Origin of the sequence: Intrasporangium flavum (assembly GCF_001956915.1) — a bacterium.
GTDB classification, from domain to species: Bacteria; Actinomycetota; Actinomycetes; order Actinomycetales; family Dermatophilaceae; genus Monashia; species Monashia flava.
The window spans coordinates 1-11,546 of the sequence record NZ_MLJO01000009.1 but is presented as its reverse complement, the minus strand read 5'-3'; the positions used below and the strand labels follow the sequence as shown (position 1 = coordinate 11,546).

11 protein-coding genes are annotated in these 11,546 nt (G+C 73.5%); 7 read left to right on the top strand and 4 right to left on the bottom strand.

The annotated features are described in order from the left end of the window. Nucleotides 1-161: 161 nt before the first annotated feature. On the bottom strand, nt 162-1,565 hold the full coding sequence (locus tag BIV28_RS07485) for an NAD(P)H-quinone dehydrogenase (RefSeq protein ID WP_076260663.1): 1,404 nt from the start codon (nt 1,563-1,565) through the stop codon (nt 162-164). Nucleotides 1,566-1,630: 65 nt separating this feature from the next. Here BIV28_RS07485 and BIV28_RS07480 point away from each other — a divergent pair, with 65 nt between their 5' ends. Both BIV28_RS07480 and BIV28_RS07475 read left to right on the top strand, forming a co-directional pair. Then, the gene (locus tag BIV28_RS07480; protein WP_076260661.1) at nt 1,631-2,464 is read left to right on the top strand and encodes a purine-nucleoside phosphorylase; all 834 of its coding nucleotides are present in this window, start codon (nt 1,631-1,633) and stop codon (nt 2,462-2,464) included. Next, nucleotides 2,464-4,149, top strand: coding sequence for a phospho-sugar mutase (locus BIV28_RS07475; RefSeq protein ID WP_076260659.1), 1,686 nt, complete (start codon nt 2,464-2,466; stop codon nt 4,147-4,149). Before BIV28_RS07480 ends, BIV28_RS07475 begins: the two co-directional genes overlap by 1 nt. An 80-nt stretch (nt 4,150-4,229) precedes the next feature. On the opposite strand, the gene BIV28_RS07470 is transcribed toward BIV28_RS07475, so the two are convergent. After that, entirely contained in the window at nt 4,230-4,904 is a 675-nt protein-coding gene (locus BIV28_RS07470) for a PH domain-containing protein (protein ID WP_076260657.1), read from the bottom strand. Nucleotides 4,905-5,086: 182 nt separating this feature from the next. On the opposite strand from BIV28_RS07470, the gene deoC reads away from it, so the two are divergent. From deoC to BIV28_RS07445, 5 genes are read left to right on the top strand one after another with little or no spacing between them, the layout of a single operon-like run. Continuing rightward, on the top strand, nt 5,087-6,073 hold the full coding sequence (gene deoC / locus BIV28_RS07465; RefSeq protein ID WP_207555835.1) for a deoxyribose-phosphate aldolase: 987 nt from the start codon (nt 5,087-5,089) through the stop codon (nt 6,071-6,073). Nucleotides 6,074-6,088: 15 nt separating this feature from the next. Next, on the top strand, nt 6,089-7,567 hold the full coding sequence (locus BIV28_RS07460) for an aldehyde dehydrogenase family protein (RefSeq protein ID WP_076260655.1): 1,479 nt from the start codon (nt 6,089-6,091) through the stop codon (nt 7,565-7,567). Beyond that, complete coding sequence (locus BIV28_RS07455; RefSeq protein ID WP_076260653.1) at nt 7,564-8,451, top strand: aldehyde dehydrogenase family protein; 888 nt, start codon at nt 7,564-7,566, stop codon at nt 8,449-8,451. Before BIV28_RS07460 ends, BIV28_RS07455 begins: the two co-directional genes overlap by 4 nt. Before the next feature lie 7 nt (nt 8,452-8,458). After that, nucleotides 8,459-9,136, top strand: a complete 678-nt coding sequence (locus tag BIV28_RS07450) for a uridine kinase family protein (RefSeq protein ID WP_242652826.1) — start codon at nt 8,459-8,461, stop codon at nt 9,134-9,136. Further along, entirely contained in the window at nt 9,133-9,831 is a 699-nt protein-coding gene (locus tag BIV28_RS07445; RefSeq protein ID WP_076260651.1) for an aspartate/glutamate racemase family protein, read from the top strand. Before BIV28_RS07450 ends, BIV28_RS07445 begins: the two co-directional genes overlap by 4 nt. Before the next feature lie 17 nt (nt 9,832-9,848). Here BIV28_RS07445 and BIV28_RS07440 read toward each other — a convergent pair whose 3' ends face one another. After that, on the bottom strand, nt 9,849-11,048 hold the full coding sequence (locus BIV28_RS07440) for an adenosine deaminase (protein WP_207555834.1): 1,200 nt from the start codon (nt 11,046-11,048) through the stop codon (nt 9,849-9,851). Further along, entirely contained in the window at nt 11,045-11,416 is a 372-nt protein-coding gene (locus BIV28_RS07435) for a cupin domain-containing protein (protein ID WP_076260649.1), read from the bottom strand. Before BIV28_RS07435 ends, BIV28_RS07440 begins: the two co-directional genes overlap by 4 nt. Nucleotides 11,417-11,546: the final 130 nt, after the last annotated feature.

Here is an 11,546-nt window from a genome sequence, read left to right as displayed (position 1 = left end):
CGCGAGCGGTGGGCCCGTGAGGAGGGTCGCTCCCCCGAGGACCTCGACGGCGAGCCCCGGGGGACCGACAGCGTCGGCGACGGCCCCGGCGACGGCTCGGGTCCGGACGCGTCGGAGCCCGACGACCCGACGCGGCGTTGACAGGGCGCTGACGCGTCCGCTCAGTCGGCCTGGTGCAGCTGGCGCGCGGCCTCGGCGATCGAGCCGGACAGCGACGGGTAGACCGTGATGGTGCTCGAGACCTGGTCGACCGAGAGCCGGTTCTGCACGGCGAGCGCCACGGGGAAGACGAGCTCGGAGGCCTTCGGCGCGACGACGACCCCGCCGAGCACCGTGCCGTAGCCCTTGCGGCAGAACAGCTTGACGAACCCGTCGGTGATGCCCTGCATCTTGGCGCGCGGGTTGCGGGCCAGCGGCAGCATGACCGACTCGACGTCGGGTGACTCGTCGGCGGCGTTCTGGCTGATGCCGACGGTGGCGATCTCCGGCTCGGTGAAGATGTTGGCGGCCACGCCCCGCACGTTGAGCGGTGCGACGGCGTCGCCGAGGGCGTGCCACATGGCGATGCGGCCCTGCATCGCGGCGACGGAGGCGAGCGGCAGGACGCCCGTGCAGTCGCCGGCCGCGTAGACCCCGCCGACGCTCGTGCGCGAGACCCGGTCGACCTGGACGTGCCCGGAGGGGCTCAGCTCGACGCCGGCCTCCTCGAGCCCGAGCCCGGCCGTGTTGGGCACCGAGCCGACGGCGAGCAGGGCGTGCGAGCCCTCGACGGTGCGGCCGTCGACGAGGGTGACGACGACGCCGTCGGCGGTGCGCTCGACCGACGCGGCCCGGGACTTGCCCAGCACCTCCATGCCGCGCTTGCGGAAGACGTCCTCGATGACGGTCGCGGCGTCGGCGTCCTCCCCCGGCAGCACCCGGTCGCGGGAGGAGACGAGGACGACCTGCGAGCCGAGGCCGAGGTAGGCCTGGGCGAGCTCGGCGCCGGTGACGCCCGAGCCGATGACGATGATCCGCTCGGGCAGCTCGGCGAGGGAGTAGATCTGCTGCCAGGTCAGGATGCGCTCGCCGTCGGGGCGCATCGTGTCCATGACGCGGGGCGAGGCGCCGGTGGCGAGGAGCACGACGTCGGCGGGCAGCTCGCGCGTGCTGCCGTCCTCGAGAGCGGCGACGACGAGGTCGCGCGAGGCGAGCCGGGCCGTGCCGGACAGGACCGTGACCCCGACCTGCTCGAGGCTGCCGCGGATGTCGCCGCTCTGGGCGGCCGCGAGCTCGAGGATGCGCCCGTTGACGGTGCTGGCCTGGGCGACGGCGTCGGACACCTCGTCGCCGTCGTCGTCCTGGAGGCGGACCCCGAGACGCGAGGCGGTCTCGAAGTCGGACATGTAGTCGGCGGTCGCGATGAGCGCCTTGCTCGGGACGCAGTCGGTGAGCACCGCAGCGCCGCCGACGCCGTCCTTCTCGACGACGGTGACCTGCGCGCCGAGCTGGGCGGCGACGAGAGCCGCCTCGTACCCGCCCGGGCCCCCTCCGATGACGACAACGGACGTCTCACGCGTGATCACGCGACCATCCAACCATCCCGCGGGGAGGTGTCCGCACCGTGGACGGCGTCGCTAGAGTCCTGAGCGTGACCACGACGCACCTCGACCTCGCCGACCCCTCCACCGACCCCTTCGCGGTCGCCGACGCCGCTGCCGCCGTCATCGCCGAGCGCACCGGCGTCGAGCGACACGACGTCGCCCTCGTTCTCGGCTCGGGCTGGGGCCAGACGGCCGACCTCGTCGGCGAGACCCTCGCCACGATCGAGAACGCCGACGTGCCGGGCTTCCACCGCGCGGCCGTCGCCGGCCACTCGGGCACGATGCGCTCGGTCGCCATCGGCGACACCGGTCGTCGCGCGCTGGTCTTCGGCACCCGCACCCACTTCTACGAGGGTCGTGGCGTCCGGTCGGTCGTCCACGGCGTCCGCACCGCGGCCGCTGCGGGGTGCTCCACCATCGTGCTGACGAACGGCTGCGGCGGGCTCAACCCGGCCTGGGCCCCCGGCACCCCGGTGCTCATCCGCGACCACATCAACCTCACGGCGCACTCCCCGATCGAGGGCGCGAACTTCGTCGACCTCACCGACGTGTACACCCCGCGCCTGCGCCAGCTGGCCCGCGAGGTCGACGCCGACCTCGACGAGGGCGTCTACGTCCAGTTCCGCGGCCCCCACTACGAGACGCCGGCCGAGGTGCGGATGGCCAAGGTCATCGGCGGCGACCTCGTCGGCATGTCCACCTCGCTCGAGGCGATCGCGGCCCGGCAGAGCGGCCTCGACGTCCTGGGCATCTCGCTCGTGACGAACCTCGCGGCCGGCATCTCCGAGACGCCGCTGCACCACGAGGAGGTCCTCGAGGCGGGACGCGCGGCCGCCGAGCGCTGCGGGCGCCTCCTCGCGGCCGTCGTGGGGCGCATCTGATGGCGACCGGTCCCGAGGCCGACGCCCTCCTCGCCGCCGCCGTCGCGTGGCGCGACGACGACCCCGACCCCACGACGCGCGGCGAGCTCGACGCGCTGCTGCAGCGCGTCGAGGCCGGTGACGACGACGCCCGCACCGACCTGGCCGACCGGTTCGCCGGGCTGCTCGAGTTCGGCACCGCGGGCCTGCGCGGCGCGCTCGGCGCCGGCCCGAACCGGATGAACCGCAGCGTCGTCATCCGCGCCGCCGCCGGCCTGACGGCCTACCTCAAGGCGGAGGGTGGCGCCGGCGAGCACCCGACCGTCGTCATCGGCTTCGACGCCCGCTACAACTCCGACGTGTTCGCCCGCGACACCGCGTCGGTCGTCGTGGCCGCCGGCGGTCGAGCGCTCCTGCTCCCCCAGCCGCTGCCGACGCCCGTGCTCGCCTTCGCGATCCGCCACCTCGGCGCCGACGCCGGCGTCATGGTCACGGCCAGCCACAACCCGCCCCAGGACAACGGCTACAAGGTCTACCTCGGCGACGGCAGCCAGATCGTGCCCCCGTCCGACGCGCAGATCGCCGCCCACATCGCGCGCGTCGAGCGGGTCGCCGACGTGCCCCGCGCCCACGAGGGCTGGGAGACCCTCGGCGACGACCTGCTCGGCGACTACCTCGACGCCGTCGTCACGGTCGTCGACCCGGGCTCGCCGCGCGACCTCGCGATCGTGCACACGAGCCTGCACGGCGTCGGCCACGGCACGGTGACGGCCGCCTTCCAGCGCGCCGGCTTCCCGGCCCCGTCGGCCGTCGACGAGCAGGCCGTCCCCGACCCCGACTTCCCGACGGTCGCCTTCCCCAACCCCGAGGAGAAGGGCGCCATCGACCTGGCCCTGGCTCGGGCGCGCGCCACCCGCTGCGACCTCGTCATCGCCAACGACCCCGATGCCGACCGCTGCGCCGCCGCGGTCCTCGACCCCGCCCTCGGCGACTGGCGGATGCTCCGCGGCGACGAGGTCGGCGCGCTGCTCGGCGCGCACGTCGTGCACCGCGGCGTCTCGAAGGGCGACGTCTTCGCCAACTCGATCGTCTCCTCGCGCCTGCTCGCTGCCGTCGCCCGCGCCGCCGGGCTCCCCCACGAGGAGACCCTCACCGGCTTCAAGTGGATCTCGCGCGTGCCCGGCCTGCGCTACGGCTACGAGGAGGCCCTCGGCTACTGCGTCGCCCCTCACCTCGTGCGCGACAAGGACGGCGTCAGCGCGGCCCTGCTGCTCGCCGAGCTCGCCGCGTCGCTCAAGGCGCAGGGTCGCACCCTGACCGACCTGCTCGACGACCTCGCCGTCGAGCACGGCGTCCACGCCACCGACTCCTTCTCGGTGCGTGTCTCGGACCTCTCACAGACCGACACGCTGATGGAGCGGCTGCGCTCCGATCCGCCGGCGTCGGTGGCCGGCGTCGCGGTGGCGCGCGTCGACGACCTGGCGCGCGGCGACGGCGGCCTGCCGCCCACCGAGGGACTGCGCTGGTTCCTCGAGGACGACTCGCGCGTCATCGTGCGCCCGAGCGGCACCGAGCCCAAGGTCAAGGTGTACCTCGAGGTCATCGAGCCCGTCACCGACGCCGGGGCGCTGCGGGAGGCGCGCGCCGCGGCGGAGACGCGTCTGTCCGCGGTCCGGGCCGACCTCGAGCAGCTCACCGCCCTCTGACGCCCCACCGGTGACGTCGCCGCCGGCGAACCCCGACCGGACGCCGCCGGTGCCCGCCCGGGCACCGGCGGCGTCACGCGTCAGACGACGAAGGTGCCGATGACGAAGAAGGCGACGCCGGCGAGGAGAAGCCCGACGGAGACGGGGTCCCAGGACTGGGCGGCGATGCGCGGCGTGCGCCCGTCCTTGCGGCGCCGGTCCTCGTCGCGGCGCGCCTCGATCTCGGCCGCGACGGTCTGCGCCTCGATCTTCGGACGCTTGGGGCGCGGGTCGACCTCCGGCGCCGCGGGCCCGCGCAGCCGGTTGGCGCCGATGGCCAGCGCCTGGCGGCCGTAGCGCGGACGGCCCGGGTCGGCCGGCACGGCCCACGCGGTGAACTTGCGGCCGCCGCAGTACAGCTCGAGGGCCCAGCGCGAGCGGACCTCGTCGATGGCCGGCCACGTCACGTCGACGACGCGCATCGGGTTGACGAGGCGGATCCCCTCGGCGTGGATGACGGCGCTCGGCCGCACGACGAACAGCCACAGCAGCACGAAGGCGAGCACGACGCTCGAGATGAGCGTCCAGCTGCGCGGGGGCACGAGGGCGGCGGGCACGAGCAGCGCCAGCCCGCAGACCGCGCCGACGATGCCGACGGCGATCGAGGACCCGGGGCGCAGGGTGCGGGCCTCGCGCAGGGGGCCGAGCCCGGTCGGTGCCGGGTCGGCGTCCCCACCCGGGCGTGCGGCGTCGGGCGCCTCGTCGTCGCGGCTCACGTGTCCTCCTGGTTGCGTGCGACCGGTCGCACCGGCCCGCGCGGCACCCGTGAGGGGCCGCACGTCATCGCCAGACTCTCTCACGCCCACCTTTGGCCTGGTTCGGTCGGGCCGGGCGCGGGCCCGTCCCCGGCTGCCCCGACGAGGTCGGGGGCGTCTCGGATCGTGGATAGACTCGGCGGGTGACTGTTAGCACGACGACGCGCACCGCGCAGGAGCTCACCGCACAGGCGCGGGACGTCCTGGGCGTGTCGCGCCTGACCAACAACGCGCTCACCTCTTGGCTCCACGGCCTCCCCGGGGTCGACCAGGTCGGCTGCGAGGCGCGGGCCGCCTCGCTCGGCACCCGGTCGATCAAGACCACGAGCAAGGCGTGGGCCATCGACACCGCCATCGGGATGATCGACCTCACGACGCTGGAGGGCGCCGACACGGTCGGCAAGGTGCGCTCGCTGTGCGCCAAGGCCCTCGTGCCCGACCCGCTCGACCCCACGACGCCGCGGCCCGCCGCGATCTGCGTCTACGGCGACATGGTCGAGACCGCCAGGGCGGCGCTCGGCGACAGCGGCATCCACGTCGCCGCCGTGGCCACGGCGTTCCCGTCCGGCCGGGCGAGCATGCCGGTCAAGCTCGCCGACACCCGTGACGCCGTGCGCGCCGGGGCCGACGAGATCGACATGGTCATCGACCGCGGCGCGTTCCTCTCGGGCGACTACCTCACGGTGTTCAACCAGATCGCCGAGGTCAAGCAGGCCTGCGGGGCCGCGCACCTCAAGGTCATCATGGAGACCGGCGAGCTCGTCACCTACGACAACGTGCGCCGCGCCTCCTACCTGTCGATGCTCGCGGGCGGCGACTTCCTCAAGACCTCCACCGGCAAGGTGGCGCCCGCGGCCACGCTGCCGGTCACGCTCATCATGCTCGAGGCCGTGCGCGACTGGCGCGAGGTCACCGGCGTGCAGGTCGGCGTCAAGCCGGCCGGCGGCATCAAGACGACGAAGGACGCCATCAAGTACCTCGTCATGGTCAGCGAGATCGCCGGCGACGACTGGATGACCCCGGAGTGGTTCCGCTTCGGGGCCTCGAGCCTGCTCAACGACCTCCTGCTGCAGCGGCAGAAGCTCGCGACCGGGGCCTACTCCGGTGCCGACTACGTGACGATCGACTGACCGAGGACCCCACTGATGCCCACCTTCGAGTACGCCCCTGCGCCCGAGTCGCGCGCCGTCGTCACCATCGAGAAGTCCTACGGCCTCTTCGTCGACGGCGCCTTCACCCGGCCCAAGGCCACGTTCCCCACGATCAACCCCGCCGACGAGTCGGTGCTCGCCGAGGTCAGCCAGGCCGGCCCCAAGGACGTCGACAAGGCGGTCGCCGCCGCCCGCCGCGCCTACGAGGGCGTCTGGGGGCGCCTGTCCGGCGCCGAGCGCGGCAAGTACCTCTTCCGCATCGCGCGCATCCTGCAGGAGCGCGCCCGCGAGTTCGCCGTCCTCGAGACCCTCGACAACGGCAAGCCGATCAAGGAGACGCGCGACGTCGACGTCCCGACGGCCGCCGCGCACTTCTTCTACCACGCGGGCTGGGCCGACAAGCTCGAGTACGCGGGCCTGACGCCCTCCGGCGCGCCGGTGCCGCGCGCGCACGGCGTCGTCGCCCAGGTCATCCCGTGGAACTTCCCGCTGCTCATGCTCGCGTGGAAGGTCGCCCCGGCACTCGCGACCGGCAACACCGTCGTGCTCAAGCCGGCCGAGACCACCCCGCTGACGGCGCTCCTCTTCGCCGAGGTGTGCCAGCAGGCCGACCTGCCGGCCGGCGTCGTCAACATCATCACCGGCGACGGTCGCACCGGCCAGGCGCTCGTCGAGCACCCCGACGTCGACAAGATCGCCTTCACGGGCTCCACGGAGGTCGGCAAGCTCATCGCCCGCTCGATCGCGGGCACGGCGAAGAAGGCGACCCTCGAGCTCGGCGGCAAGGCCGCGAACATCGTCTTCGACGACGCCCCGGTCGACCAGGCCGTCGAGGGCATCGTCAACGGCATCTTCTTCAACCAGGGCCAGGTCTGCTGCGCCGGCTCGCGCCTGCTCGTGCAGGAGAGCATCCACGACGAGGTCGTCAAGCGGCTCAAGCGCCGGCTCGGCACGCTGCGCGTCGGTGACCCGATGGACAAGAACAGCGACCTCGGCGCCATCAACAGCAAGGCCCAGCTCGAGCGCATCACCTCGCTCGTCGAGGCCGGTGTCGCCGAGGGCGCCGAGCGCTGGAGCCCCGAGTGCACGCTGCCCGGCAAGGGCTTCTGGTTCCCGCCGACCGTCCTGACCGGGGTGTCGCAGACGCACCGCGTCGCCACCGAGGAGATCTTCGGCCCGGTCCTGTCGGTGCTGACCTTCCGCACGCCGCAGGAGGCGGTCGCCAAGGCGAACAACACCGCCTACGGCCTGTCGGCCGGCGTGTGGACCGAGAAGGGCTCGCGGATCCTCTGGATGGCCGACCAGCTGCGTGCCGGCGTCGTGTGGGCCAACACCTTCAACCGCTTCGACCCGACCTCGCCCTTCGGTGGCTACAAGGAGTCCGGCTACGGCCGCGAGGGCGGACGCCACGGCCTCGACGCGTACGTCACCACCGCCACAGCCCCTTCGATCGCGAGCGGAGCCGCCCGATGAGCCGCCTCGACGTCCGCAAGACGTACAAGCTCTACATCGGGGGCGCGTTCCCCCGCAGCGAGTCCGGACGGTCCTACGAGGTCGTCTCGGCCAAGGGCGAGTTCCTCGCCAACGCCTCGATGGGCTCGCGCAAGGACCTGCGCGATGCCGTCGTCGCCGCGCGCGGCGCCTTCCCGAAGTGGTCCGGCGCGACGGCCTACAACCGCGGCCAGGTGCTCTACCGCGTCGCCGAGGTCCTCGAGGGCCGGCGCGCCCAGTTCGTCGACGAGGTCGCCGCCGGTGAGGGCCTGTCGACGCGTGCCGCGTCGGCCGTCGTCGACGCGTCGGTCGACCGCCTCGTCTGGTACGCGGGCTGGACGGACAAGATCGCCCAGGTGCTCGGCAACCTCAACCCGGTCGCGGGCCCGTTCTTCAACGTGTCCGCTCCCGAGCCGACGGGTGTCGTGGGCGTCCTTGCGCCGCAGGCGTCCTCGCTGCTCGGCCTGGTGTCGGTCGTCGCCCCGGTGATCGCCACGGGCAACACCGCCGTCGTGCTCACCTCGGCCGACCGCCCGCTGCCGGCGGTGACCTTCGGCGAGGTCCTCGCCACCTCCGACGTGCCCGGTGGCGTCGTCAACCTCATCACGGCGCGCACTGCCGAGGTGGCCCCGTGGCTCGCCTCGCACCGCGACGTCAACGCCATCGACCTCACCGGTGCGGCCGGGGCCGACGGTGTCGACTGGGGTGCGCTCGAGGCCGAGGCCGCGGGCAACCTCAAGCGCGTCCTGCGCCCGAGCGTGGCCGACGGCGGCGCCGTCGAGCCCGACTGGAACGCCGACCCGGGGCTGACCCGCATCCGCGCCTTCCTCGAGACCAAGACGGTCTGGCACCCCAAGGGCGTGTGAGACAGCGGTGACGCGCGCCGCCGACGCCATGGACGACACGAGCAGCACGGCCGACGCCGCGGGGACCACGTCCCCGCGGCGTCGCCGCGTCATCCTCGTGACCGGGCCGAGCGGCGCGGGCAAGAGCCGGCTGTCGGAGCGCCTCAGCGCCGCGCACGGCTGGCCCGTCGTGCGGCTCGACGACTTCTACCGCGAGCACGACGACCCGCGCCTGCCCCGCTCCCCGATCGGCATCCCCGACTGGGACCACATCGACTCGTGGAACGCCGACGCCGCTGTGGAAGCGCTCCGCGCGCTCATCGACACGGGGCACGTCGAGGTGCCGGTCTACGACATCGGGGCCTCGGCCGTCACCGGCCGCCACGCCGTCGACGCCGGGCCCGAGGACTACGTGCTCGCCGAGGGGCTCTTCGCGGCCCGCCTCGTCGCGCCGCTGCGCGCCGAGGGGCTGCTCGCCGACGCGTTGTGCGTGCGGCAGAACCGGTACGTCACGGCGTTGCGACGCTTCCTGCGCGACCTCGCCGAGCGTCGCAAGCCGCCGCACATCCTCGTGCGCCGCGGCCTGGCCCTGCTGCGCGACGAGCCGCACGTGGTCGCCGAAGCGCAGTCGCTCGGGGCGCGTTGCATCACGCCGCACGAGGCCGAGGCCGAGCTGACCCACCTGGTCGGGGCGGTCCGACCGTGAAGCTCGTCGGGCTGCTCGGCGGGATGAGCTGGCAGTCGACGGCCGAGTACTACCGCCTCGCCAACGAGCTCGTCGGTAAACGCGTCGGCGGCCTCGCCTCCGCGCGCCTGCTGCTCCACTCGGTCGACTTCGCCGAGGTCGAGCGGCTACAGGCGGGCGGCGACTGGGACGCCGCCGGCGCGCTGCTCGCCGAGGCGGCCGCCGGCCTCGAGCGCGGCGGGGCCGAGCTGCTCGTACTGTGCACGAACACCATGCACCGGGTCGCCGACGCCATCGAGGCCGCGGTCTCCGTGCCGCTCCTGCACATCGGCGACGTCACGGCACAGGCCGTCCGCCGGGCCGGGGTCTCGCGCGTCGGGCTGCTCGCCACGGCGTACACGATGGAGCAGCCGTTCCTGCGCGACCGGCTCGCCTCGCACGGCCTCACGGTGCTCGTGCCCGAGGAGCGGGACCGCGCCGAGGTGCACCGCGTCATCTACGAGGAGCTGTGCCTCGGGGTCGTGCGCGAGGAGTCCCGGGCCGCCTACCGGCAGGTGATCGGCCGCCTCGTCGCCGCCGGAGCCGAGGGGATCGTGCTGGGCTGCACGGAGATCGAGCTGCTCGTCGGGCAGCAGGACTCCCCCGTGCCGGTCTTCCCGACGACTCGGCTGCACGTCGAGGCCGCGGTGGACGCGGCCCTCGACGCGCAGCCGTGACCGCTGCCCGGTGGGCCTCAGCCCATCGGTGAGGCCACGTAGCCCAGGGCCGCGTAGCCGGGCTTGATGACCTCGTTGATGAGCCCGAGCCGCTCGTCGAAGGGGATGAACGCCGACTTCATGGCGTTGATCGCGACCCACCGGAAGTCGGACAGCGTCCAGCCGGCCTGCTCCGCCAGGAGAGTCGACTCCTTCATCATCGAGGTGTCGCTCATGAGGCGGTTGTCCGTGTTGAGCGTGACCCGGAAGCGCAGGCGCTTGAGCAGGGTGATCGGGTGCAGCGGGATCGACAGGGCGGCCGAGGTCTGCAGGTTGCTGCTCGGGCACATCTCGAGCGGGATCCGCATGTCGCGCACGTAGGCGGCGAGCCGGCCGAGCCGGACGCGCTTGAGCTCGACCTGCACGAGGGCCGTCGGGTCGTGACGGTGGTCCTCGAGCCAGTCACCGAACGGGCGGTCGTCGATGGTGATGTCGTCGACGATGCGGACGCCGTGACCCAGGCGGTCGGCGCCGCACCACTGGATGGCCTCCCAGATGGAGGGCAGGCCGAAGGCCTCGCCGGCGTGGATCGTGAAGTGCGCGTTCTCGCGGCGCAGGTACTCGAAGGCGTCGAGGTGCCGGGTGGGCGGGTAGCCCGCCTCTGCGCCGGCGATGTCGAAGCCGGCGACGCCCCGGTCGCGGTAGCGCACGGCCAGCTCGGCGATCTCCGTCGACTTCGCGGCGTGCCGCATCGCGGTCAGCAGCGACGTCATGCGGACCGGGTGTCCGGCCTCGGCGGCCTTGGCCTCGCCGTCGCGGAAACCGGCGTTGACCGCCTCGACGACGGCCTCGAGCGACAGGCCCCGCCCGAGGTGCTGCTCCGGGGCGTAGCGGCTCTCGGCGTAGACGACGCCGTCGGCGGCGAGGTCCTGGGCGCACTCGCTCGCGACGCGGAAGAGCCCCTCCTCGGTCTGCATGACGGCCAGCGTGTGGTCGAACGTCTCGAGGTAGCGGGGCAGGGAGCCGGAGTCCGCGCTTTCGCGGAACCAGGTGCCGAGCGCCGCGGCGTCGGTGGCCGGCAGCTCGTCGTAGCCGACGCCGGCCGCGAGGTCGATGATCGTCTGCGGGCGCAGCCCGCCGTCGAGGTGGTCGTGCAGGAGCACCTTGGGCGCGGTGCGCAGGTCGGCGACGAGGTCCCCGTCCACCGTGGGTGCGGCGGCGGGCGCCGCGTCGCTCACTGCTCGTCCTCGCGGTTGACGGTCTCCGGGCTGAAGGCCGGCAGGCACACGGCGACGTACTCGGCTCCGTCGGGACCGCAGGAGTAGCGGATCCGCTCACCGGCGCGGGTGACGACGCTCTGCCCGGCGTCGACGGCGAGCCGGCCGCCGTCGTGGTCGACGAGCACCTGGCCGCGCAGCACGAAGGTGATCTCGTCGAACTCGGGCGTCTGGAACGGCTCGGACCAGTCGGCCGGGGCCACCATGTGCGCCACGGAGACGGCGGAACCGAGACCGGAGTCGGGGCTGTTGACGGCACCGACGTGCTCGTCGATGACCTTGCCGCCAGGCACGGGGATACGGGTCGGGGAGGGGATGAGATGAGGCACGAAGCCACCCTACGCCCCGGTCGGAGCGCCCCGAGACGACTCCGGAAAAGGGGTCGGGTATGCGAAAGAGGCCCGGCCCGGGTTTGCCGCCCGGGCGGGCCTCTTTCGTGAATGTGTGTCCGGCTGCGTC